The following is a 22,941-nucleotide window of genomic DNA, read 5'->3' on the forward strand; positions in this document are numbered from 1 at the left end:
TCGAGCCACCGGTGCACGACCGCACGTCGCCTGACAGACTGACCGCCATGGGAACCAATCAGCGCGCGAGCATCGTCATGTCGGAAGACGAAATCGCCGACTTCGTCGTCAAGAGCCGCACCGGCACGCTGGCCACCATCGGGCCCGACGGCCAGCCGCATCTGACCGCAATGTGGTACGCCGTCGTGGACGGCGAAATCTGGCTAGAGACCAAGGCCAAGTCGCAGAAGGCCGTCAACCTCAAACGGGATCCGCGGGTGAGCTTCCTGATCGAGGACGGCGACACCTACGACACACTGCGTGGGGTGTCCTTCGAGGGCGTGGCGGAGATCGTCGACGACCCCGACGTGTCGCACCGGGTGGGGGTCAGCGTGTTCGAGCGCTACACCGGGCCCTACACCGACGAAATGAGGCCCTTCGTCGAGCAGATGATGAACAAGCGCGTCTGCGTCCGCATCGTCGCTCAGCGCGCGCGCTCCTGGGATCACCGCAAACTCGGCCTGCCGGCCATGCCGGTGGGTGGCTCCACGGCGCCGGCCGTGTTGGGAACCGGTCAATAGTTTTTGTAGCCCCGATGGGATTCGAACCCACGCTACCGCCGTGAGAGGGCGGCGTCCTAGGCCGCTAGACGACGGGGCCAGACACGATCCGAGGTGTCAGCATAGCTCACACGTCAGAAGGCCACCTAATCGCTTGAGGTGGCGAGATTTTGCTGGGGTACCAGGACTCGAACCTAGAATGGCTGAACCAGAATCAGCTGTGTTGCCAATTACACCATACCCCATTGGCTGCCTAAAACCGCTGGTCAACGGTCATTCTGAGCGCTAACACGCCGCTCGGGAGACCGCCGCTGCCAGCCGTTGTCGGCCTTTGCGAACCGCAGTGCAGACTACCAAAGACTCGCCACACAATCCGCACGCGAGGTCTTCGCCTAGCCGGCGACGGTTTCGCGAGCGGCGCGTAGCCGCTGCAGGCTGCGCCCACGGCCCAGCAGTTCCAGCGACTCGAACAACGGCGGGCTGACCGTTGTGCCCGTGGCCGCGACCCTGATCGGGCCGAAGGCCTTGCGCGGTTTGAGGTCCAGGTTCTCGATGAGCGCGGCCTTGAGCGCGGACTCGATCTGGGCCGTCGTCCAGTCCGTCACGCCGTCCAGCGCGGTCAGGGCGGCGTCCAGCACCGCGGCCGCGTCCGGACCGAGCTCCTTGGCGGCGGCCTTGGGGTCGATGGCGTACTCGTCGTCGTTGAGGAACTTCAGCAGCTCCCACGCGTCGGCGAGCACCACGATGCGGGTCTGCACGAGATCGGCGGCCGTGGCGAACGCGGCTTCGTCTAATTCGAGGCGGTGGCCGTGGACGTCGAAGTAGTCGCGCAGCCGGCCCGCGAAGTCGGCCGGCGCGAGCATGCGGATGTGCTCGGCATTGAGCGCGTCGGCCTTCTTCTGGTCGAACCGCGCGGGGTTGGAGTTGACGTCGACGACGTCGAACGCGGCCACCATCTCGTCCAGGCTGAACAGGTCGTGATCGTCGGCGATGGCCCATCCCAGCAACGCCAGGTAGTTGAGCAGCCCCTCGGGAATGAAGCCGCGGTCGCGATGGGCGAACAGATTCGACTGCGGGTCACGCTTGGACAGCTTCTTGGTCCCCTCCCCCAATACCGTTGGCAGGTGGGCGAACTCCGGGATCCGCTCGGCCACGCCGATCCGGATCAGCGACTGATACAGCGCGAGCTGGCGTGGGGTCGACGGCAACAGGTCCTCGCCCCGCAGCACATGGGTGATCTTCATCAGCGCGTCGTCGCAGGGGTTGACCAAGGTGTACAACGGATCTCCGTTGGCGCGGGTCAACGCGAAGTCGGGCACGCTGCCCGCGGCGAAGTTCGTGGGCCCGCGCACGAGGTCGTTCCATCCGAGGTCCTCGTCGGGCATCCGCAGCCGCACCACCGGCTTGCGCCCCTCGGCGAGGAAGGCGGCCCGCTGGGCGTCGGTCAGCTGCCGGTCGAAATTGTCGTATCCCAGTTTCGGGTTGCGGCCCGCCGCGATGTGGCGCGCCTCAACCTCTTCCGGGGTCGAGAACGCGTAATAGGCCTCGCCCGCTTCGAGCAGCCTGGCCACCACGTCACGGTAGATCTCCTTGCGCTGCGACTGCCGGTACGGAGCGTACGGCCCGCCGACCTCGGGCCCCTCGTCCCAATCGAGACCGAGCCAGCGCAGCGCGTCCAGCAGCGCCAAATAGCTTTCCTCGGTGTCGCGTTCGGCGTCGGTGTCCTCGATGCGAAACACGAACGTGCCACCCGTGTGCCGGGCGTAGGCCCAGTTGAACAGCGCGGTGCGGACCATTCCGACGTGCGGGGTGCCGGTGGGCGACGGGCAGAACCGGACCCGGACTTTCGCCTCGGCCGTCACGACTTTCCCTTACGGACCACGGGATTGGACAGGGTGCCGATGCCCTCGATGGTGATCGCGACCGTGTCGCCGTCCTCGATGGGACCGACACCGGCCGGCGTTCCGGTGAGGATCAGGTCGCCGGGCAGCAGGGTCATCACGGCCGAGATCCACTCGACGATGGCGCCGACGTCGTGAATCATCAGCGAGGTGCGGCTGTGCTGCTTCACCTCGCCGTTGACCTCGGTCCGGATTTCCAGGTCCGCGGGATCGACATCGGTGACGATCCACGGCCCCACCGGGCAGAAGGTGTCGTGGCCCTTCGCCCGCGTCCACTGGCCGTCGGCCTTCTGCTGATCGCGGGCCGACACGTCGTTGCCAATGGTGTAGCCCAGGATGCTGTCAGCGGCCTCGGCGGCCGTGACGTCCTTACAGGGACGGCCGACGACCGCGGCCAACTCGCCTTCGAAATGCACGGGTGAAGCGTTGGCCGGCAACCGAATCGGCACGTTCGGGCCGACGATCGCCGTGTTGGGCTTGAGGAAGATGATCGGATCGGGCGCGGCCGGGCCGGTGAGCTCGGTCATCTCCGCGATGTGATCGGTGTAGTTCTTGCCGATGCAGACCACCTTGCTGGCCAGTATCGGGGCCAGCAACCGCACATCGGGCAGCGGCCACGAGCGGCCGGTGAAGTTCGGCGTGCCAAAGGGATGCTCGGCGATCTCGCGGGCAATCATCGCGGCGGGATCGGCGAGGTCGCCCTCGATGCTGACGAAGGCGACACCGTCCGGGCTGGCGATTCGACCAAGGCGCATTTCGTTGAGCCTACTGATGAGCGGTCGCCTCATCGCAATGGCGGCCCGCACACGAGTATTACCAGCGGTTTTCCGCACGTGTGCAAGCATGGGGAATGCAAACGGGGACGGCCGCCACGAGGGACCTCGGCGCGGGCGCGCGCTGGTCCATCATGGTCGTCTCCCTGGTGGCAACCGCGAGTTCTTTCCTCTTCATCAATGGCGTCGCATTCCTGATTCCCTCGCTGCAATCGGCGCGGGGGATCCCCCTCGACGAGGCCGGCCTGTTGTCCTCGATGCCCAGCTGGGGCATGGTCGTCACGCTGGTGCTATGGGGTTATGTGCTGGACCGGGTGGGCGAGCGTCTGGTGATGGCAGCGGGTTCGGCGCTCACCGCGGTGGCGGCCTACGCCGCGGCTTCGGCGCACTCGATGGTGCTCATGGCCGTCTACCTGTTTCTCGGCGGCATGGCCGCCGCGAGCTGCAACACCGCCGGCGGGCGGCTGGTGTCGGCGTGGTTCCCGCCGCACCAGCGCGGCCTGGCGATGGGTTTCCGCCAAACGGCACAGCCCCTCGGAATCGCCTTGGGAGCGCTGGTCATTCCGGAGCTCGGCGAGCACGGGCCGAGCGCGGGATTAAGGTTCACGGCGTTGGCGTGCGCCTTGGGAGCGGCGGCCAGCGCGATCGGCATCATCGACCCGCCGCGCAAGCCGCGGGAGAAAGCCTCTGACACCGAACTCGCCAGCCCCTACCGAGGGTCGTTGACGCTGTGGCGAATTCACACGGTCGCGGGTCTGATGATGGTGCCGCAGACGGTGACCGTCACGTTCATGCTGGTGTGGCTGATCAAGAATCTGAACTGGTCGGTCGCGGCAGCCGGCAGTCTGGTCACCCTCTCGCAGCTGCTGGGAGCGGTCGGCCGCGTGCTGGTCGGCCGCTGGTCCGACCGGATCGGTTCGCGAATGCGCCCGGTCCGCCTCATCGCGGGAGCGGCCGCCATCACCCTGTTCCTGTTGGCGTGGGCCGATTTCCTGAATTCGAGCTATCAGGCGCCGCTGATGGTGGCCATCGCGGTGATCGCCGTGCTCGACAACGGTTTGGAGGCCACCGCCATCACCGAATTCGCCGGGCCGTTCTGGAGCGGGCGCGCCCTCGGCATCCAGAACACCACCCAGCGGGTGATGGCGGCCGCGGCGCCACCGCTCTTCGGCGCCTTGATCACCGCCGCGAAATACCCGAACGCGTGGATATTGTGCGGACTGTTCCCGGCCATCGCAGTGCCGTTGGTGCCCGCGCGGCTGCTCCCGCCCGGCCTGGAAACTACAGCCCGGCGGCAATCCGTTCGCCGACTTCGGTGGTGGCGAGCCGTTCGTTCCCACGCGTTGCCAAATACGACTCGACGGCCCGATCCACCCGGCTAGCGGCATCGTCCTCGCCGATATGGGCGAGCAGCAACGCCACCGACATGATCGCCGCGGTCGGGTCGGCGATGCCCTGCCCCGCGATGTCCGGCGCGCTGCCGTGCACCGGCTCGAACATCGACGGGTTGGTCCGCGTGGCGTCGATATTCCCGCTGGCGGCCAAGCCAATTCCGCCGCACACCGCCGCCGCCAAGTCGGTGATGATGTCGCCGAACAGGTTGTCGGTGACGATCACGTCGAAGCGCCCGGGGTCGGTGACCATGAAGATGGTGGCGGCGTCGACGTGTTGGTACGCCACCTCGACGTCGGGGTATTGCTCCCCGACCTCGGCGACGATGCGCGCCCACAGCTTGCCGGCGAACGTCAGCACGTTCGTCTTGTGCACCAGCGTCAGGTGCTTGCGCCGGCGCTGCGCGCGCTCGAATGCGTCGGCCACCACGCGGCGCACGCCGAAGGCGGTGTTCAGGCTCACCTCGGTGGCAACCTCGTTGGGCGTGCCGGTGCGGATGGCGCCGCCGGTGCCGGTGTACGGGCCTTCGGTGCCCTCGCGCACCACCACGAAATCGATGTCGGGGTTTCCGGCGAGCGGGCTTGCCACACCGGGATACAGCCGGCCCGGTCGCAGGTTGACGTGATGATCGAGCTCAAAACGCAGGCGCAGCAACAGACCTCGCTCGAGCACGCCGCTGGGCACCGACGGATCGCCGATCGCGCCGAGCAGGATGGCATCGTGCTGGCGCAGCTCGGCGAGCACCGATTCCGGCAAGAGCTCACCGCTGGCGTGAAAACGCCGGGCGCCCAAGTCGTAATCGGTCTTTTCGACACCGGGCAGCACAGCGTCGAGCACTTTGACGGCCTCGGCCGTCACTTCCGGCCCGATGCCGTCACCGCCGATAACCGCCAACTTCATCGGCGCCACTCCACATCAGTTCGTTCTGCAACGTCAGCGGCGCGCGTCACGACAGATCAACCACCTCAAGCTTGTTGGCGCCCACCGCCGCGCCGATCTCCGATCGCACCTCGCCCGGCACGTCCTGATCCAGTCGCAGCAGGATCGTCGCGCCCGGCCCCTCGGCGTCCTCGGAGAGTTGCGCGGCCTGGATGTTCACGCCCGCCGAGCCGAGCAGGGTGCCGATCTTGCCCAGCGCCCCGGGCTGGTCGACGTAGTTGATCACCAGGTTGGTGCCGCGGGCGCGCAGATCGAAGTTGCGGCCGTTGATCTGGACGATCTTCTCGACCAACTGCGGCCCGGACAGCGTGCCGGCCACGTTGACGGCGCTGCCGTCGGCGGCGACCGCGCGCACGTCGACGACGCTGCGGTGGTTCGGGCTCTCCGACGCCGTGGTGAGCTCGGCGGTGACGCCGCGTTCTTCGGCCAGCGCCGGGGCGTTGACGAACGTGACGGGACCCTCGACCACGGCCGAGAACAGGCCACGCAGAGCCGAAAGCTTCAGCACCTCAACGTCTTCGGAGGCCAGCTCGCCGCGCACCTGCACCGACACCGAAACGGGTGGCCCGGCGGACAGCGAGGCGGCCAGCACGCCGAGCTTGCGCACCAGGTCCAGCCAGGGCGCCACCTCTTCGTTGACCACGCCGCCACCCACGTTGACGGCGTCGGGAACGAATTCCCCGGCCAGCGCGAGTTTCACGCTTTCGGCGACGTCGGTGCCCGCCCGGTCCTGGGCCTCGGAGGTGGATGCGCCCAGGTGTGGCGTGACCACCACCTGCGGCAGCTCGAACAGCGGGCTGTCCGTGCACGGCTCCTTGGCGAAGACGTCGAGACCGGCCGCCCGGACGTGGCCGCTGCTCACCGCCTCGGCCAGCGCGGCCTCGTCCACCAGGCCGCCGCGCGCGGCGTTGACGATGATGACGCCCGGCTTGGTCTTGGCCAGCGCTTCCCTTCCGATCAGGCCCGCCGTCTCGGGTGTCTTCGGCAGGTGCACAGAGATGAAGTCGGCGCGGCCCAGCAGGTCGTCGAGGGGCAGCAGTTCGATGCCCAGCTGCGCGGCCCGGGCCGGCGAGACGTAGGGGTCGTAGGCGACGAGGTGGGTGCCGAAGGCCGTCAACCGCTGCGCGACCAACTGCCCGATCCGGCCCAGGCCCACCACGCCGACCGTCTTGCCGAAGATTTCGGTGCCGTTGAACGACGACCGCTTCCAGGTGTGCTCACGCAGCGAGGCGTCGGCGGCCGGGATCTGCCGGGCGGCGGCCAAGAGCAAGGCCACCGCGTGCTCGGCGGCGCTGTGGATGTTCGAGGTGGGCGCGTTGACCACCAGCACGCCGCGCTCGGTCGCGGCATCCACGTCGACGTTGTCCAGCCCGACCCCGGCGCGGGCGACGATCTTCAGCTTGGGGGCAGCCGCCAGCACCTCGGCGTCCACCGTGGTGGCCGAGCGCACCAGCAGCGCGTCGGCCTCGGGCACCGCGGCCAGCAGCTTCTCCCGGTCTGGCCCGTCTACCCAACGCACCTCGACCTGGTCTCCCAGGGCGGCGACAGTCGATTGGGCGAGTTTGTCGGCGATCAATACAACAGGCAGATTCACCCGGCCAGCCTAACGGCTCCGTTTGACGGGCATCGACGGGCTCACCACTGCCGTAACCTGCACCGACGCGCGCCGGGGACGCGGGCCGGGTGCCCTAAGATGCGCTCGTGACCAAACTCGCGATCATCTACTATTCGGCCACCGGGCACGGCACTGCGATGGCGCAACGCGTGGCCGCCGCCGCCGAGTCCGCCGGCGCCGAGGTCCGGCTGCGGCACGTCGCCGAAACCCGCGACCCGGAGTCGTTCGCGCAGAATCCGGCCTGGACCGCGAATTACCAAGCGACCAAGGACCTTCCGGCCGTGACGGGTGAGGACATCGTCTGGGCCGACGCCGTGATCTTCGGTTCGCCGACCCGCTTCGGCTCTCCCGCTGCGCAATTGCGCAATTTCCTGGACTCGCTGGGCGGGCTGTGGGCCGAGGGCAAGCTCGCGGATAAGGTGTACGCCGCGTTCACGTCCTCCAACACCGTGCACGGCGGACAGGAAACCACGCTGCTGTCGCTATACATCACCCTGATGCATTTCGGCGGCATCATCGTGCCGCCCGGTTACACCGACCCGGTCAAGTTCGTCGACGGCAATCCGTATGGGGTGAGCCTGACCTCCACCCACGACAACATCCACGAGTTCGACGAGGCGACCGGCAACGCCCTGGATCACCTGGCCCGCCGCGTGGTCCAGACGGCCGGCCGCCTCCGCGACACTTAAACCACGCACACGACACGCCGTAAACGGTCGCCATGGTTTAAGTCTCGCGAACGGGCGGCCTCACGAACGGGCGGCCTCGCGGCTGGCTCCCCGCCGCGTGGTCCAGACGGCCGGCCGCACGCCCGCCTCCGCGACACTTAAACCACGCACACGACACGCCGTAAACGGTCGCCATGGTTTAAGTCTCGCGGACGGACGGCCCAGCGAACGGGCGGCCTCACGGACGCCCGTCCGCTCGCGACTACGCCGTCTCGGTGATAGGCCGGTCGACCCAGCTCATCAGGTCGCGCAGCTTCTTGCCGGTCACCTCGATGGGGTGCTCGGCGTTCTCCTTGCGCAGCTGCTCGAGTTGCTTGTTACCGCCCTCGACGTTGGCCACCAGCTTCTTGGTGAAGGTGCCGTCCTGGATGTCGCGCAGGATTTCGCGCATCCGCTCCTTGGTGCCGGCGTCGATGACCCGCGGACCCGACAGATACCCGCCGAACTCCGCGGTGTCGGACACCGAGTAGTTCATCCGGGCGATGCCGCCCTCGTACATCAGGTCGACGATGAGCTTGAGCTCGTGCAGCACCTCGAAGTAGGCCATCTCCGGCGGGTAGCCCGCCTCCACCATGACGTCGAAGCCGGTCTTCACCAATTCCTCTGTGCCACCGCACAATACGGCCTGCTCGCCGAACAGGTCGGTCTCGGTCTCGTCCTTGAACGTGGTCTTGATGACGCCGGCGCGGGTGCCCCCGATGGCCTTGGCGTAGGACAGCGCCAGCGCCTCGCCGTTGCCGTTCGGGTCCTGGTCGACCGCGATCAGGCACGGCACGCCCTTGCCGTCGACGAACTGGCGGCGCACCAGGTGGCCGGGCCCCTTAGGGGCGACCATCGCGATGGTCACGTCGGCGGGCGGCTTGATCAAACCGAAGTGAATGTTGAGGCCGTGCCCGAAGAACAGCGCGTCACCGGGCTTCAGATTGGGCTCGATGTCGTTGGCGAAGATTTCCGCCTGCGCGGTGTCGGGCGCCAATAGCATGATGACGTCGGCCCACTTGGCCACCTCGGCGGGGGTGTCGACCTCCAGCCCTTGCTCCTCGACTTTGGCCCGCGACTTCGAACCCTCCTTGAGCCCGACCCGCACCTGCACGCCGGAGTCGCGCAGGCTCAGCGAGTGGGCGTGCCCCTGGCTGCCGTACCCGATGACGCCGACCTTGCGGCCCTGGATGATCGACAGGTCTGCGTCGTCGTCGTAGAACATTTCTAGTGCCACTGTTGAATATCTCCTTGTGTGTTACTTGGCCGTGGCGATGCCGCGCGGACCGCGGGACAACGACACCACTCCCGATTGGACTATCTCGCGGATGCCGAACGGTTCCAACACCCGCAGCAGCGCCTCGATCTTGCCGCGATCACCGGTCGCTTCGATCGTCAGCGCCTCTGGCGATACGTCAATTACCTTGGCGCGGAACAGGTTAACCGCTTCGATCACCTGACTGCGGCTGCCCGCGTCGGCGCGCACCTTGATCAGCGCCAGTTCCCGGGACACCGCGGCCCCGTCGTCGAGCTCGACGATCTTGATGACGTTGATCAGCTTGTTGAGCTGCTTGGTGATCTGCTCGAGCGGGGTCTCCTCCGCGCTGACCACGATCGTCATGCGCGACATGTCCTTCTGCTCGGTGGCACCGACGGCGAGCGACTCGATGTTGAAACCGCGCCGCGAGAACAGCGCCGCAACGCGGGCCAGCACACCGGGTTTGTCCTCCACCAACACCGACAGCGTGTGCGTGTGCATCAGGCGTGCCCTTCGCTCTCGTCGTCGAACAGCGGGCGAATGCCGCGAGCGGCCTGGATCTCGTCGTTGCTGGTGCCCGCGGCGACCATCGGCCACACCTGCGCGTCCGCGCCGACGATGAAGTCGATCACCACCGGGCGGTCGGTGATCGCCCGGGCCTGGTTTATCACGTCCTCGACGTCTTCCTCACGCTCGCAACGCAATCCGACACACCCCAGCGCCTCCGCCAGCTTGACGAAGTCGGGGATGCGATGCGAGTGGGTGGCCAGGTCGGTCTGCGAATACCGCTCCTCGTAGAACAGCGTCTGCCACTGCCGCACCATGCCCAGGTTGCCGTTGTTGATCAGCGCCACCTTGATCGGCACGCCCTCGATCGCGCAGGTGGCCAGCTCCTGGTTGGTCATCTGGAAGCAGCCGTCGCCGTCGATGGCCCACACCTCGGCCTCGGGTCGGGCCATCTTGGCGCCCATGGCCGCCGGGATGGCGAACCCCATGGTGCCCAGCCCGCCGGAGTTGATCCAGGTGCGCGGCTTCTCGTAGGAGATGAACTGCGCCGCCCACATCTGGTGCTGGCCCACCCCGGCGACATACACCGCGTCGGGGCCGGCGATCTGGCCCAGCTTCTCGATGACGTATTCCGGGCCGAGGCTGCCGTCGCTCTGCGGGTCGTAGCTCAGCGGGTAGGTGGACTGAACGCTGTCCAGGTAGGCCCACCATTCCGTCATGTCGACGTTGCCGGGGATGTCGTAGTGCCGCAGCATCGCGATCAGGTCGGTGATGACCGCTTTGACGTCGCCGACGATCGGCACGTCGGCGTGGCGGTTCTTGCCGATCTCGGCCGGGTCGATGTCGGCGTGGATGACTTTCGCCTCGGGCGCGAAGGTGTCGAGTTTCCCGGTCACCCGGTCGTCGAAGCGCGTGCCCAGGGCGATCAGCAGGTCACTGCGCTGCAGCGCCGCCACCGCGGCGACCGAGCCGTGCATGCCGGGCATGCCCATGTGCTGTCGATGGCTGTCGGGGAACGCCCCGCGAGCCATCAGGGTGGTGACCACCGGGATGCCGGTCAGTTCGGCCAGCTCGCGCAGCTGTTCGGTCGCCTCCCCGCGGATCACGCCGCCACCGACGTAGAGGACCGGTTTGCGGGCGTCGGCGATCAGCTTGGCGGCCTCGCGGATCTGGCGGTTGTGCGGCTTGGTGTTCGGCTTGTAGCCGGGCAGGTCCATGCGCGGCGGCCAGCTGAACGTGCACTCACCCTGCAGCACGTCCTTGGGGATGTCGACCAGCACCGCGCCGGGGCGGCCCGAGGAGGCGATGTGGAACGCCTCGGCCATCACCTGCGGAATCTCGTCGCCCGATCGGACCAGGAAGTTGTGCTTGGTGATCGGCATCGTGATGCCCGAGATGTCGGCTTCCTGGAAGGCGTCGGTGCCGATCAGCGTGCGGCCCACCTGGCCGGTGATGGCGACGACGGGCACGGAGTCCATTTGGGCGTCGGCCAGCGGCGTGACCAGATTGGTCGCGCCGGGGCCCGACGTCGCCATGCACACCCCGACCTTGCCGGTGGCGTGGGCGTAGCCGCTGGCGGCGTGACCGGCGCCCTGCTCGTGCCGAACCAGCACGTGGCGAAGCTTTTTCGAGTCGAACAGCGGGTCATACACCGGCAACACGGCGCCGCCGGGAATCCCGAAGATGACCTCGACGTCGAGTTCCTCCAGCGACCGGATCACCGACTGGGCGCCGGTAACCTTTTCGGGCCCAACACGTTTCGGCTTCCTTGCGGGGGCGGCGGCGGGGGTTTCCGCCGCGTCGGAGGCGATGTCGGCGGCACGCTCCGGCTGGGTGGTGTGCTGCCTCGTGGGTGCGCTCACTGTCTTTCGTCCTTATTCACTCTGGGAGTCTCGCTGGGGGCAACAAAAAACCCCCGACAGCTCTTCTGCTGCACGAGGGTTGCGCGTTGGTCTGGATAGCTTCAAATGCCGAGAGGCTAGTCAGGCACCAACGCGCCGACTAATTACTACGAGCATCCCGGGCTGTCCGGCGGTATCCATAACGTCCGACGGTAGCCTTCGCACAGCTCAGCAGTCAAATCCGCTGCCCTCGGCCCGCACATGGATCCGGCCCCTCGCAACGGGTGAAATGATGGTCGGGTGGCTACCGGATCGTCCTCCCACACACCCGTCGTGATCAAGGTGTCCCCGATCGCGCATCTGGCCGTCGGGTTCTTCACCCTGGGGTTGCTGATCCCGGTGATGCTGTGGCCGCCCTCGGCGCCGCTGCTGGTGATCCCCGTGCTGTTGTCGGCGCTGATCGTCCGGTTGCGGACCGTCGCCGACGATCGGGGCGTGACGGTCCGAACGCTGCTGGGCAGCCAGACGCTGGACTGGGATGACATCGACGGGCTGCGCTTCCATCGGGGTTCGTGGGCCCGTGCGCGTCTCAAGAGCGGCGCGGAGGTGCGCCTGCCCGCGGTGACGTTCGCGACGCTGCCGCAGCTGACCGAGGCCAGCTCCGGCCGGGTGCCCAACCCGTACGAGTGAGGCTCAGGCGATCGGGTTGACCCCGTTGAGCAGCACCCACACCGCGATGCCCGCGGCGATGCCGACCAGCAGCGCGACGAACGACCCGATGAAGGGCCGGTGCGCCCAGCCCCGGCGCGCGTCGAGACCGTAGCGGCCCGGCCCGCACAGGATCACCGCGACGGCCATCACGATCAGCGTGATCTGGTATTCGTGCCCGTCGGGCAGGAAGTACGTGAAACTGTGCGGATGCGGCCGCGCGGTGATGGTCGCCAGCATGCCGTTGATCAGGAAGGCCAGCGCGCCGGCGGCGGCCACCGGAGTGAACAGGCCGAGTACCAGCAGCACGCCCGCGACAAGCTCGCCGCCGGCGCTGACGTAGGCGAGGATGTCGGCGTGCTGGTAGCCGACGTCGGACAGTGAGTTCTTGAAGCCGCCCACGCCGGAGCCACCCCACCAGCCGAACAGCTTCTGCAGCCCGTGGGCGGCCAGCACGACCCCGAGCCCGACTCGCAGGATCAGCAAACCCAGATGCTGGGTTCCGCGCCGGCCGACCTCGTGCAGCCGGCCGTGGTGTTCGTCCGCGTCGATCTCGGCGGGCTCGGCCGCCGCGTGCCGCGATGCCTGCGGCTGGACGTAGGGCAACGGCTCCTGCTGGTCGAGCACGTTGTAACCGGCCGCGCTGGACCCGCCCACGCCCGCGTGGTCGCCCATGTAGGGAATGACGGTGGTGGTTCCGGTGGAGGGGTTGAAGTCGCCGGGGTAACCGACGGGCGTCAGATCGTCTTCGGGGTCAACCACACGCGCCGTCGCGGGGCGACCTGGAGTTGGCTCCGGGGATTCGCCGGGCCGCTGCCAATGTCCGTCATTCGGTTGACTGGTCACGCGTGTCAGGGTAAGGGCAGTTGGCCCTGAATTGGGGATTTGAGCGGCGCTTTCGCCAGGCAATCGGCGGTTTGCCCGCCGAACACGCCCAGATCGGCCCGAAAATGCCTTTCGCGGCCCGCCGAAGGGCACCATACGCCCGGAAATCGCCGCCCGGCCCGACCCGTTCGCCGTTCGCGGGAAGCGGTCGGAACGCGTCGCGCCAGGCGGGCGGGCGCGGGCGTGTGGCGGCGGCGGCCACAGTGTCCGTAGCCTGTCGGTCATGCGATTAGGGCGCTCGGTTCGGTGCGGGTTCGCCGCGCTTTGCGCGGTGGTGCTTGTCGCGAGCGGGTGCGCACGATTCAACGACGCCCAGTCGCAGCCGTTCACCACCAACCCCGAACTCAAGCCGCAACCCAGCTCGACGCCTCCTCCGCCGCCGCCGCTGCCGCCCACGCCGTTCCCCAAGGCGTGCCCGGCTCCGGGCGTAATGCAGGGCTGCCTGGAGAGCACCAGCGGCCTGATCATGGGGCCCGACAGCAAAACCGCGCTGGTCGCCGAGCGCACCACCGGCGCGGTCAAGGAGATCTCGGTGAGCGCCGAGCCGAAGGTGAAGATGGTCATCCCCGTCGATCCGTCCGGGGACGGCGGCCTGATGGACATCGTGCTGTCGCCGACCTACACCCAGGACCGGCTCATGTACGCCTACATCAGCACGCCGACCGACAATCGGGTGATCCGGGTCGCCGACGGCGACATTCCGAAGGACATCCTGACCGGGATCCCCAAGGGCGCCACCGGGAACACCGGCGCGCTGATCTTCACGAGCCCCACCACGCTGGTCGTGATGACCGGCGATGCGGGTAACCCCGCGGCGGCCTCGGATCCCAAATCGCTGGCCGGCAAGGTGCTTCGCATCGAGCAGCCGACCACCATCGGGCAGGCCCCGCCGACGACGGCGCTGTCGGGCGTCGGCGCGGGCGGCGGCCTGTGCATCGATCCCGTGGACGGCTCGCTCTACGTCGCCGACCGCACCCCGACGGCGGATCGCTTGCAGCGCATCACCAAGACCTCGGAGGTGTCCACGGTGTGGACCTGGCCGGACAAGCCGGGCGTAGCCGGCTGCGCGGCGATGGACGGGACCGTGCTGGTCAACCTGATCAACACCAAACTGACGGTGGCAGTGCGACTGGCCCCGGCGACGGGTGCGGTCACCGGTGAACCCGACGTGGTCCGCAAGGACACCCACGCCCACGCGTGGGCGCTGCGGATGTCACCGGACGGAAACGTCTGGGGCGCAACCGTCAACAAGACCGCCGGCGACGCCGAGAAACTCGACGACGTGGTGTTCCCGCTGTTCCCGCAGGGCGGCGGTTTCCCGCGCAACAACGACGACAAGACCTGATTGAGGCCTGCCGGAGCACGCCACAGCAGCCACACCCCTACCGTGAGCGAACCACCACATGATTCGCGAATTCGATATCGCAGGTGATATCACGTTCGAGACTCGGCTAATGATGGGCTGAAGTCTCGCGCGTCCTGCCGAGTTGCTCCTGGTGGGCCGGCTAGCCCTGCCCGCAGGCCGCAAGCACCAGTTCGCGGACCCGAGCCGCGTCGGCCTGCCCCCGGGTGGCCTTCATCACCGCGCCGACGATCGCGCCGGCCGCGGCCACCTTGCCGCCCCGGATCTTCTCCGCCACATCGGGATTGGCGGCCAGCGCCTCGTCGACCGCGGCCTGGGTCACCGAGTCGTCGCGCACCAGCTCGAGGCCGCGCGTCGCCATCACCTGCTCGGGGTCGCCCTCGCCGGCCAGCACCCCCTCCACGACCTGGCGGGCCAGCTTGTTGGACAGCTTGCCGTCGTCCACAAGCGCGATCACCGCGGCGACCTGAGCCGGGGTGATCGCCAGCTCGTCCAGGCCGACGTTGGCCTCGTTGGCCTTCTGCACCAAGAAATTTCCCCACCAGGCGCGCGCCTGCTCGCTGGTGGCGCCGTGCTTGACCGTCTCGATCACCAAGTCGACGGCGCCGGCGTTGACCAGGTCGCGCATCACCTCGTCGGAAACGCCCCATTCCTGCTGAATCCTCTTGCGGCTCAGCCACGGTAGTTCGGGGATCGTCTCGCGGAGCTGCTCGACCCACTCGCGGCTGGGCGCGACCGGTTCGAGGTCGGGCTCGGGGAAATAGCGGTAGTCCTGGGCGGTCTCCTTGGCGCGGCCCGGGCTGGTGTATCCGGCCTCGTGAAAGTGCCTGGTCTCCTGGATGATCTGACCGCCGGACGCCAGCACGGCGGCCTGCCGCTGCATTTCGTAACGCACGGCGACCTCAACGCTTTTCAGCGAGTTGACGTTCTTGGTCTCGGTGCGGGTGCCGAACTCGGTGGAGCCCTTGGGCATCAGCGAGACGTTAGAATCGCAACGCATCGATCCCTGGTCCATCCTGACATCGGATACGCCCAAGGCGCGCAACAGGTCTCGCAATGCCGTGACATAGGACCGGGCGATCTGGGGGGCCCGCTCGCCGGCGCCGACGATGGGCTTGGTGACGATCTCGATCAGCGGCACACCGGCCCGGTTGTAGTCGAGCAGCGACGTCGTCGCGCCGTGGATGCGGCCGGTCTCGCTGCCCAGGTGGGTCAGCTTGCCGGTGTCCTCCTCCATGTGCGCGCGCTCGATCTCGACGCGCCACGTGGTGCCGTCGTCCAGCGGCGCTTCCAGGTATCCGTTGATCGCGATCGGCTCGTCGTACTGGGAAATCTGGTAGTTCTTGGGCATGTCCGGGTAGAAGTAGTTCTTCCGGGCGAACCGGCACCACGGCACGATCTCGCAGTTGAGCGCCAGCCCGATCCGGATGGCCGATTCCACCGCCGTGCGGTTGAGCACCGGCAGCGAGCCGGGCAGCCCGAGGCAGACGGGGCATACCTGGGTGTTGGGTTCGGCGCCGAACGCGGTGGAGCAGCCGCAGAACATCTTGGTGACGGTCGACAGCTCGACGTGCACCTCGAGGCCGAGTACCGGGTCGAAGCGCGAGATGACCTCGTCGTAGTCCATGAGATCGGCGCTGGCAGCAACACTCATGCCGTCGATCGTAGTGGTGACCGCGAGCGCGGCGGAGCCGGGCGAAGCGGGTCACCACCATCGACCGTAGTGGTGACCGCGAGCGCGGCGGAGCCGGGCGAAGCGGGTCACCGACGATCAGGGCCAGTGCGGCGAGCGGGGCACGGGGAACCGGTCGGGCTCGCCGCCCCTGCCGGGGAACATGTCGGCCAGCACCGCCGCCATCTCGAGGTAACTTCGCCGGCTTTCCTTGCTCAGTCGATCCAGCTCGATTTGATTCCCGCCGTGGATGTGCCGGTCGAACGGCAGCACCACCGTTGCGCCGACGCGCCCGGACAATCGCTCGAGCTCGGTGGCGGCCAGCAGTTCCACCTTGGCCGGCTCGACGTGGTTGATCGCCAGTACCGTCGACTGCACCAGCCATTGATATGCGTTGTTGGCCAACCAATCCAGTGTGGTGGCGGTCTTCCGAATCGCGTCGATGGACGTGCTGGTCACCACGACCAACGCCAGCGCCTCGCGCAGGACCGCGTCCATCACCCCCGAGTTGAGCGCCTTCGCGCAGTCCACCAACACCACCGAATAGTGGTTCCGCAGGATCGAAAACGCCTTGACCGCGTCGTGCCGCTCGAGCCGCCAGTCGGTGTGCGCGTAGTCGGGCAATCCGAGCACTTCCAGGCCGAAGTTGTTCATGTAGGTGTGCGCCCGGACGTCCGCGTAACTCGTGATCGTGTCGTCGGCGAGCAGCTCGGCCATTCCCAGTGCGTTGGGCTTGCCGTGGCGCTCCACCAGGTCGCCGGCGTCCATGTCGACGGCGACGATCCGGTCGTGGCGCACGTCGGCGAACGTCGACCCCAGCGCCTCCACCACCGCGGTCTTGCCGACGCCGCCCTTGAGGTTGAGAACGGCGATGGGAAATGCGCCGCCCACCTCCGCACGGATGCGGTTGCGCAGCTCCTCTGCGTACCGGGCGTCTTTGCCGGGGCCTAGATCGACGCCCGTCAGGCGACGGACCATTTCTCGCCAGCTAAACCGGGAGGTGACGTCGCGCTCCTGCTGGTCGAGCCCGTCCAGCGCCGTCCCGCCCGGCAGTCGAGCAGGCCGTCGCCCCGCGGGGCCTCCCGGCGCCGGGGCGGGTGCGGGTGGGGGCGGCCTGAACGGCGGCCGGCGGATGGCCGGGTCCGATGGGTGGGGCTGAGGCACTGTGGCGGCCGCCGGATCGGCATCGACACGCCGCGCGGGCGGACGCGGCAGACGAACCGGCGGGCCCACCGGCCCCGCCGTCGCCGCGGGGTGCTGAACGACTCCGCGAATCGAACCGCGGTTGCTCACTTCGGGGGTATAACCGCTGGGAACCGGTTCGGAAACCACGAATTTTGCGCGACCGGGCCCCGAGCTGGGCGGCCGTGGGGCAAGTTCAGGCCCTGGTCAGGCCGGGGTCAGGTCAGGGCCACCCGCCGTTTGCCGAATCCGCGGGGATCAGCCGAAGAAGGCGGCGGCGTCGTCGTAGCGACTTTCGGGCACCAGCTTGAGCTGGCGCACGGCGTCGGCCAGCGCCACCCGCCCGATGTCCTGCCCCCGCAGCGACACCATCTGGCCGTACTCGCCGGCATGGGCGGCGTCGGCGGCGTTCACGCCGAACCGGGTGGCCAGCACCCGGTCGTAGGCGGTCGGGGTGCCGCCGCGCTGGACGTGACCGAGCACGGTCACCCGGACGTCCTTGTTGATCCGCTTCTCCACCTCGGCGCCCAGCTGGGCCGCGACGCCGGTGAACTTCTCGTGGCCGAACTCGTCAAGTCCGCCCTCGCGCAACGAGATTGAGCCCGGAATCGGTTTGGCCCCCTCGGCGACCACGCAGATGAAGTGCGAATCTCCGCGCTGGAAGCGGCGTTTCACCAACCGGCACACCTCCTCGACGTCGAAGGGCTGCTCGGGAATCAGCGTCATGTGCGCGCCAGAAGCCAGGCCGGCGTTCAGCGCGATCCAGCCGGCGTGCCTGCCCATCACCTCCACCAGCATCACCCGCTGATGGGATTCCGCGGTGCTGTGCAGCCGGTCGATCGCCTCGGTGGCGACGGTGAGCGCGGTGTCGTGACCGAAAGTGACGTCGGTGCAATCGATGTCGTTGTCGATGGTCTTCGGCACGCCGACGACGGGAACGTTCTCCTCCGACAGCCAGTGCGCTGCGGTCAGGGTGCCTTCGCCGCCGATCGGGATGAGCACGTCGATGCCGTTGTCGTCCAGGGTCTGCTTGATCTGGTCCAGCCCGGCCCGCAACTTGTCGGGATGCACCCGGGCGGTCCCCAGCATGGTGCCGCCCTTGGCCAGCAGCCGGTCATTGCGGTCGTCGTTCTGCAGTTGTATGCGCCGATTTTCCAGCAATCCGCGCCACCCGTCCTGGAAGCCGACCACCGACGAGCCGTACCGGGCGTCGCAGGTGCGCACCACCGCCCGGATGACCGCGTTCAGCCCCGGGCAGTCACCACCTCCAGTGAGAACTCCGATCCGCATGCCCTTATCTTGCCTGGGGCGACGCCCCTATGGCGCGAGCAGGCGCAAAATCGCCCGGTAAGCGGCTACAGGGTGGGTGCCGACGGCAGCGGGCCGCGCGCCGCCTCGTAGGCGGCGCCCACCCGGTAGAGGCGGTCGTCGGCCAGCGCAGGGGCCATGATCTGCAGTCCGACCGGGAGGCCGTCATCGGGTGACAACCCCGAAGGCACCGACATGCCGCAGTGGCCGGCCAGGTTCAGCGGCAGCGTGCACAGGTCGAACAGGTACATCGCCAGGGGGTCGTCCACCTTCTCGCCCAGCGGGAAGGCGGTGGTCGGCGTCGCGGGCGACACCACCACGTCGACGGACTCGTAGGCCCGGTCCAGGTCGCGGGCGATCAGCGTGCGCACCTTCTGCGCCTGGTTGTAATAGGCGTCGTAGTACCCGGCCGAGAGCGCGTAGGTGCCGATCATGATGCGCCGCTTGACTTCCGGACCGAAACCGGCGGCCCGGGTCAGTGCCATCACCTCCTCGGCGCTGTGTGTCCCGTCGTCACCGACGCGCAGCCCGTATCGCATCGCGTCGAAGCGGGCCAGGTTGCTCGACACCTCCGACGGCAGGATCAGGTAGTAGGCCGCCAGCGCGTATTCGAAGTGCGGGCAATCGACTTCGGTCACCTCGGCGCCCAACTCGGTCAGCCGCCCGACGGCGGCCTCGAACGAGGACAGCACGCCCGGCTGGTAGCCGTCGCCGCGCAGCTGCTTCACGACTCCGACGCGCACGCCCTTGAGGTCACCCGTCCCGCCGGTTTTGGCGGCCCCGACCACATCGGGTATCGCCGCCTCGACGGACGTGGAGTCACGGGGGTCGTGGCCGGCGATCACCTGGTGCAGCAGCGCGGTGTCCAGCACCGTGCGCGCGCACGGGCCGCCCTGATCCAGCGACGACGCGCACGCGACGAGGCCGTAGCGCGACACGGTGCCGTAGGTCGGCTTGACGCCGACCGTCGCGGTCAGCGCCGCCGGCTGCCGGATCGAGCCGCCGGTGTCGGACCCGATGGCCAGGGGCGCCTGGAACGCGGCCAGCGCCGCCGCGCTGCCTCCCCCGGAGCCGCCGGGCACCCGGTCGAGATCCCACGGGTTGCGGGTGGGGCCGTAGGCGGAGTTCTCCGTCGAGCTGCCCATCGCGAACTCGTCCATGTTGGTCTTGCCCAGGATCGGGATGCCCGCCGCGCGCAACCGCGTGGTGACGGTGGCGTCATAGGGCGAACGCCAGCCTTCGAGGATCTTGGAGCCGCAGGTGGTGGGCATGTCGACGGTGGTGAACACGTCTTTGAGCGCCAGCGGGACCCCGGCCAGCGGCGAGGGCAGCCGCTCCCCGGCGGCCACCGCCTCGTCGACGACAGCGGCCGCCCCCAACGCCTCGTCGGCGGCCACGTGCAGGAAGGCGTGGTAGCGGTCGTCGGTCGCCGCGATCTGGTCCAGGCACGCCCGGGTGACCTCGACCGACGACAGCTCCTTGGCCGCGATCCGGGCCGCTAGGGTCGCGGCGTCGGACCGGATGATCTCGTTCACTCGCTGTCCCCCAGGATCTGCGGCACCGCGAAGCGGCCATCGGCGGCCTCGGGCGCCTGGGCCAGCGCCTCGGACTGCGTCAGGCAGGGGGTCGGCTCGTCCGGCCGGGTGACGTTCACGTCCTTGAGCGGGTTGTCGGTCGCTTCGACGCCGGTGACGTCGACCGCCTGCACCTGGCTGACGTGGGTCAGGATGGCGTCGAGCTGGCCGGCGAAGCTGTCGAGTTCGCTGTCGGTCAACGCCAGCCGGGACAGCCGGGCCAGGTGCGCCACCTCGTCGCGGGAGATCTGAGACACGACAGGAAAGCCTAGTCGCGACCGCGGGGCCAGGTTCAGGGCCGCCGGTTATGCGCAGAAATGCAGTCCACGCATCGCTGTGCAACAGTGTTGGCCGTGCCGTCGTATCTGTTGCGCATCGAGCTGGTCGACCGCCCGGGAAGCCTGGGCTCGCTGGCCGTCGCGCTCGGTTCCGTGGGCGCCGACATCCTGTCCCTTGACGTGGTCGAGCGCAGCTCGGGTTATGCGATCGACGACCTGGTGATCGAGTTGCCCCCCGGCGCGATGCCGGACACGCTGATCACCGCCGCGGAATCACTCAACGGTGTTCGGGTGGACAGCGTGCGCCCGCACACCGGGCTGCTGGAAGCGCATCGCGAGCTCGAGTTGCTGGACCACGTCGCCGCGGCCGGCGACAACGCGTCCCGGCTGCAGGTCCTGGCCAACGAGGCGCCCCGGGTGCTGCGGGTCAGCTGGTGCACCGTGGTGCGCAGCGCGGGCGACGGGCTCCAGCGGCTGGCCTCGAGCCCCGGGGCGCCCGAGACGCGGGCCGATTCGGCCCCGTGGCTGCCGATCGAGCGGGCCGTCACGCTCGACAGCGCGGGCGATTGGGTGCCGCAGGCCTGGCGCGACATGGACACCACGATGGTCGCGGCCCCGCTGGGCGATCCGCACACCGCGGTGGTGCTGGGCCGCCCGGGCCCGGAATTCCGGCCGTCGGAGGTGGCCCGCCTGGGCTACCTGGCCGGGATCGTCGCCACCATGCTCCGCTAGCGCGCCGAGCCGGACAGCACCGTCGGCGAGGTCGAGCCGGACAGCACCGCCGGGTCGTCGTCCTCCCACAGCAACAACTGCCGAACCGCCGGGCGCGGACCGTAGGGCCGCAGCATGGTGCTGGCCGGGCGCGGGCGCACCCGTTGCGGCCACCAGAACCAGCGCCCGAGAATCCTTGCGACGGAAGGCGTCATGAACGACCGCACGATCAGCGTGTCGAACAGCAGGCCGAGGCCGATCGTCGTCCCGATCTGACCGAGAACCTGAAAACCGCTGAAGACGAACGCGCACATGGTCACCGCGAAGACGATGCCGGCCGAGGTGACCACCGATCCGGAACCCGCCATCGCCCGGATGATGCCGGTGTTCAAGCCGGCGTGAATCTCTTCCTTGAACCGGGAGATCAACAGCAGGTTGTAGTCGGATCCCACTGCGAGAAGCAGGATCACGGCCAGCGCGAGGACCACCCAATACAGCTGTATGCCGAGGAGGTACTGCCAGACCAGGACCGAGAGCCCGAACGATGCGCCCAGCGACAGGGCGACGGTGCCCACGATGACCAGCGCGGCGATCAGGCTGCGCGTGATGATCATCATGATCAGCAGGATCAGGCTGAGCGCGGCGAACGCGACGATCATCAGGTCGTACTTGGCACCGTCCTGAATGTCCTTGTACGTCGCGGCCGTCCCGCCGAGATAGATTCCCGCGTCCGCCATCGGCGTGCCCTTCAGGGCCTCGTGCGCCGCCTTGGCCATCGGGTCGATGTGCGAAATGCCTTGCGGGGTAGCGGGATCGCCTTCGTGCGTGACGATCATGCGGGCGGCCTTGCCGTCGGGTGAGAGGAACAGTTTGAGCCCGCGCTTGAAGTCGGGGTTGTTGAACACCTCCGGCGGCAGGTAGAAGGTGTCGTCGTTCTTGGCGGCGTCGAAGGCCCGCCCCAGCGCGGTCGCGTTGTCGATCGCGGCCGCGGTCTGCGCGTAGATGCCCGACAGCGTGGCGTAATTGGCCAAAGTCAAATCGCGGTTGGTCTGTTGACTCTGGATCTGCGGCGGTATCAGCGCCACCAGTTTCGGCTGCAGCGCGTCGAGCTTATCGAGTGAGGCCGTGAGGTTTTCGAACTTCTCGGTGAGCTGATCGATCCCGTCGAGCGCGTCGAAGAGCGATCTGAACGCGAAGCAGATGGGAATGTCGTAGCAATGCCGTTCCCAGTAGAAGTAGCTGCGAACCGGTCGGAAGAAGTCGTCGAAGTACGCGATCTTGTCGCGCAGGTCCTGGATGGTGCCGAGCGTGTCGTGGAAACTCTCGGTCTCGTCGTGGGTGGTGCCGGCGAGCTGCTGCTGCAATACGTATTGCTGCTTGAGGATGTCGATGGTCTTGTTCAGCTCGTTCGCCTGTTTGAGGGCGTCGTTGGCCCGATCCTGTTGGTAGGTCAGGTTTTCCTGCTGCGCCGCGCTGGAGTTGCTGACCACGAACGCCAGGGAGCTGTGCACCAGCGGGGTGCCCAACGGCCGGGTGATGGTCTGCACCTGCGCGACGCCGGGAACGTGAAATACCGCCTTGGCCACCTTGTCCAGGATGAGCATGCTTTCCGGGTTACGCATGTCGTGATCGGTTTCGACCATGAGCAATTCGGGCTCCAGCCGGGCCCGCGAGAAATGTTTCTCGGCCGCGGTGTAGCCGACATTGGCCGGCGCGCTGGCGCTGGTGGGCCTGATCGCTTTGCCCGGCTACAAGACCAGTTACGACACGCGTCCCTACATGCCGGCC

At 68.0% G+C, this 22,941-nt stretch carries 19 protein-coding genes, 2 tRNA genes and 1 pseudogene; 6 read left to right on the plus strand and 16 right to left on the minus strand.

What is annotated here, in order from left to right; genetic code table 11:
• Positions 1 to 47: 47 nt before the first annotated feature.
• The gene (locus A5681_RS15695; RefSeq protein WP_067276530.1) at positions 48 to 560 is read left to right on the plus strand and encodes a pyridoxamine 5'-phosphate oxidase family protein; all 513 of its coding nucleotides are present in this window, start codon (positions 48 to 50) and stop codon (positions 558 to 560) included.
• A 6-nt stretch (positions 561 to 566) separates the two neighbouring features.
• Here A5681_RS15695 and A5681_RS15700 read toward each other — a convergent pair.
• The 4 genes from A5681_RS15700 to A5681_RS15715 all read right to left on the minus strand — a co-directional run bounded on the left by A5681_RS15700 (position 567) and on the right by A5681_RS15715 (position 3,195).
• Positions 567 to 639: transfer RNA gene (locus A5681_RS15700), tRNA-Glu, on the minus strand.
• A 73-nt stretch (positions 640 to 712) separates the two neighbouring features.
• Positions 713 to 784, minus strand: a tRNA-Gln gene (locus A5681_RS15705).
• Between the two features lie 147 nt (positions 785 to 931).
• On the minus strand, positions 932 to 2,401 hold the full coding sequence (gene gltX, locus A5681_RS15710) for a glutamate--tRNA ligase (protein WP_082968375.1): 1,470 nt from the start codon (positions 2,399 to 2,401) through the stop codon (positions 932 to 934).
• Positions 2,398 to 3,195 (minus strand): fumarylacetoacetate hydrolase family protein, encoded by a 798-nt coding sequence (locus A5681_RS15715; RefSeq protein ID WP_067276470.1) that lies wholly within the window; start codon positions 3,193 to 3,195, stop codon positions 2,398 to 2,400. The genes gltX and A5681_RS15715 overlap by 4 nt, the downstream gene beginning before the upstream one ends.
• A gap of 95 nt (positions 3,196 to 3,290) precedes the next feature.
• Between A5681_RS15715 and A5681_RS15720 the strand changes: the two genes are divergently transcribed.
• Entirely contained in the window at positions 3,291 to 4,595 is a 1,305-nt protein-coding gene (locus A5681_RS15720; RefSeq protein WP_067276473.1) for an MFS transporter, read from the plus strand.
• Here A5681_RS15720 and A5681_RS15725 read toward each other — a convergent pair.
• Together A5681_RS15725 and serA are read right to left on the minus strand one after the other, a co-directional pair.
• Positions 4,495 to 5,505: a 3-isopropylmalate dehydrogenase gene (locus tag A5681_RS15725; protein ID WP_067276475.1), complete on the minus strand. Its 1,011-nt coding sequence runs from the start codon at positions 5,503 to 5,505 to the stop codon at positions 4,495 to 4,497. The two genes, A5681_RS15720 and A5681_RS15725, sit on opposite strands and share 101 nt — an antisense overlap.
• 46 nt (positions 5,506 to 5,551) lie before the next feature.
• Positions 5,552 to 7,138, minus strand: a complete 1,587-nt coding sequence (gene serA / locus A5681_RS15730; protein ID WP_067276482.1) for a phosphoglycerate dehydrogenase — start codon at positions 7,136 to 7,138, stop codon at positions 5,552 to 5,554.
• 107 nt (positions 7,139 to 7,245) lie between these two features.
• On the opposite strand from serA, the gene wrbA reads away from it, so the two are divergent.
• Positions 7,246 to 7,848: an NAD(P)H:quinone oxidoreductase gene (wrbA, locus tag A5681_RS15735; RefSeq protein ID WP_067276485.1), complete on the plus strand. Its 603-nt coding sequence runs from the start codon at positions 7,246 to 7,248 to the stop codon at positions 7,846 to 7,848.
• A 241-nt stretch (positions 7,849 to 8,089) separates the two neighbouring features.
• Here wrbA and ilvC read toward each other — a convergent pair whose 3' ends face one another.
• Genes ilvC through A5681_RS15750 form a run of 3 tightly spaced genes read right to left on the minus strand, consistent with a single transcriptional unit; the run spans position 8,090 to position 11,493 of the window.
• Positions 8,090 to 9,091: a ketol-acid reductoisomerase gene (ilvC, locus tag A5681_RS15740; RefSeq protein ID WP_082968376.1), complete on the minus strand. Its 1,002-nt coding sequence runs from the start codon at positions 9,089 to 9,091 to the stop codon at positions 8,090 to 8,092.
• 33 nt (positions 9,092 to 9,124) lie between these two features.
• The gene (gene ilvN, locus A5681_RS15745; protein WP_066952481.1) at positions 9,125 to 9,625 is read right to left on the minus strand and encodes an acetolactate synthase small subunit; all 501 of its coding nucleotides are present in this window, start codon (positions 9,623 to 9,625) and stop codon (positions 9,125 to 9,127) included.
• A complete protein-coding gene (locus tag A5681_RS15750) occupies positions 9,625 to 11,493 on the minus strand; it encodes an acetolactate synthase large subunit (RefSeq protein ID WP_067276491.1) in 1,869 nt (622 codons plus the stop codon). Before A5681_RS15750 ends, ilvN begins: the two co-directional genes overlap by 1 nt.
• A 312-nt stretch (positions 11,494 to 11,805) precedes the next feature.
• On the opposite strand from A5681_RS15750, the gene A5681_RS15755 reads away from it, so the two are divergent.
• The gene (locus tag A5681_RS15755; protein ID WP_067276494.1) at positions 11,806 to 12,162 is read left to right on the plus strand and encodes a PH domain-containing protein; all 357 of its coding nucleotides are present in this window, start codon (positions 11,806 to 11,808) and stop codon (positions 12,160 to 12,162) included.
• 3 nt (positions 12,163 to 12,165) lie between these two features.
• Here A5681_RS15755 and A5681_RS15760 read toward each other — a convergent pair whose 3' ends face one another.
• Entirely contained in the window at positions 12,166 to 13,026 is an 861-nt protein-coding gene (locus A5681_RS15760; protein WP_067276497.1) for a DoxX family protein, read from the minus strand.
• 262 nt (positions 13,027 to 13,288) lie between these two features.
• On the opposite strand from A5681_RS15760, the gene A5681_RS15765 reads away from it, so the two are divergent.
• Entirely contained in the window at positions 13,289 to 14,410 is a 1,122-nt protein-coding gene (locus tag A5681_RS15765) for a PQQ-dependent sugar dehydrogenase (protein WP_067276500.1), read from the plus strand.
• A 160-nt stretch (positions 14,411 to 14,570) separates the two neighbouring features.
• Here the strand turns inward: A5681_RS15765 and gatB are convergent, their stop codons facing one another.
• The 5 genes from gatB to gatC form a co-directional block, all read right to left on the minus strand.
• Entirely contained in the window at positions 14,571 to 16,082 is a 1,512-nt protein-coding gene (gatB, locus tag A5681_RS15770) for an Asp-tRNA(Asn)/Glu-tRNA(Gln) amidotransferase subunit GatB (RefSeq protein ID WP_067276504.1), read from the minus strand.
• A 117-nt stretch (positions 16,083 to 16,199) separates the two neighbouring features.
• The gene (locus tag A5681_RS15775) at positions 16,200 to 17,078 is read right to left on the minus strand and encodes a MinD/ParA family ATP-binding protein (RefSeq protein ID WP_231996323.1); all 879 of its coding nucleotides are present in this window, start codon (positions 17,076 to 17,078) and stop codon (positions 16,200 to 16,202) included.
• Between the two features lie 462 nt (positions 17,079 to 17,540).
• Positions 17,541 to 18,572 carry an ATP-dependent 6-phosphofructokinase gene (locus A5681_RS15780; RefSeq protein ID WP_067276507.1) on the minus strand — a complete coding sequence of 344 codons (1,032 nt, stop codon included), beginning with the start codon at positions 18,570 to 18,572 and terminating at the stop codon, positions 17,541 to 17,543.
• A gap of 65 nt (positions 18,573 to 18,637) precedes the next feature.
• A complete protein-coding gene (gene gatA / locus A5681_RS15785; protein ID WP_067276510.1) occupies positions 18,638 to 20,125 on the minus strand; it encodes an Asp-tRNA(Asn)/Glu-tRNA(Gln) amidotransferase subunit GatA in 1,488 nt (495 codons plus the stop codon).
• Positions 20,122 to 20,421, minus strand: coding sequence for an Asp-tRNA(Asn)/Glu-tRNA(Gln) amidotransferase subunit GatC (gene gatC / locus A5681_RS15790; RefSeq protein ID WP_067276513.1), 300 nt, complete (start codon positions 20,419 to 20,421; stop codon positions 20,122 to 20,124). Before gatC ends, gatA begins: the two co-directional genes overlap by 4 nt.
• Positions 20,422 to 20,517: 96 nt before the next feature.
• Here gatC and A5681_RS15795 point away from each other — a divergent pair, with 96 nt between their 5' ends.
• Positions 20,518 to 21,174 (plus strand): amino acid-binding protein, encoded by a 657-nt coding sequence (locus tag A5681_RS15795; protein WP_156738003.1) that lies wholly within the window; start codon positions 20,518 to 20,520, stop codon positions 21,172 to 21,174.
• Here A5681_RS15795 and A5681_RS15800 read toward each other — a convergent pair.
• Positions 21,171 to 22,874, minus strand: a pseudogene (locus A5681_RS15800) (MMPL family transporter); the annotation flags it as partial. The gene A5681_RS15795 and the pseudogene A5681_RS15800 sit on opposite strands and share 4 nt — an antisense overlap.
• Positions 22,875 to 22,941: the final 67 nt, after the last annotated feature.

Origin of the sequence: Mycobacterium scrofulaceum (genome assembly GCF_001667885.1) — a bacterium.
Taxonomy (GTDB): Bacteria; Actinomycetota; Actinomycetes; order Mycobacteriales; family Mycobacteriaceae; genus Mycobacterium; species Mycobacterium scrofulaceum_C.

Bases quoted from the DNA above. Each gene is read 5' to 3' on its own strand.
- A5681_RS15695 (WP_067276530.1), top strand. From the start codon at position 48: ATGGGAACCAATCAGCGCGCGAGCATCGTCATGTCGGAAGACGAAATC.
- A5681_RS15715 (WP_067276470.1), bottom strand. From the start codon at position 3,195: ATGCGCCTTGGTCGAATCGCCAGCCCGGACGGTGTCGCCTTCGTCAGC.
- A5681_RS15720 (WP_067276473.1), top strand. From the start codon at position 3,291: ATGCAAACGGGGACGGCCGCCACGAGGGACCTCGGCGCGGGCGCGCGC.
- A5681_RS15725 (WP_067276475.1), bottom strand. From the start codon at position 5,505: ATGAAGTTGGCGGTTATCGGCGGTGACGGCATCGGGCCGGAAGTGACG.
- ilvC (WP_082968376.1), bottom strand. From the start codon at position 9,091: ATGTTCTACGACGACGACGCAGACCTGTCGATCATCCAGGGCCGCAAG.
- ilvN (WP_066952481.1), bottom strand. From the start codon at position 9,625: ATGCACACGCACACGCTGTCGGTGTTGGTGGAGGACAAACCCGGTGTG.
- A5681_RS15765 (WP_067276500.1), top strand. From the start codon at position 13,289: ATGCGATTAGGGCGCTCGGTTCGGTGCGGGTTCGCCGCGCTTTGCGCG.
- gatB (WP_067276504.1), bottom strand. From the start codon at position 16,082: ATGAGTGTTGCTGCCAGCGCCGATCTCATGGACTACGACGAGGTCATC.
- A5681_RS15775 (WP_231996323.1), bottom strand. From the start codon at position 17,078: ATGGTCCGTCGCCTGACGGGCGTCGATCTAGGCCCCGGCAAAGACGCC.
- A5681_RS15780 (WP_067276507.1), bottom strand. From the start codon at position 18,572: ATGCGGATCGGAGTTCTCACTGGAGGTGGTGACTGCCCGGGGCTGAAC.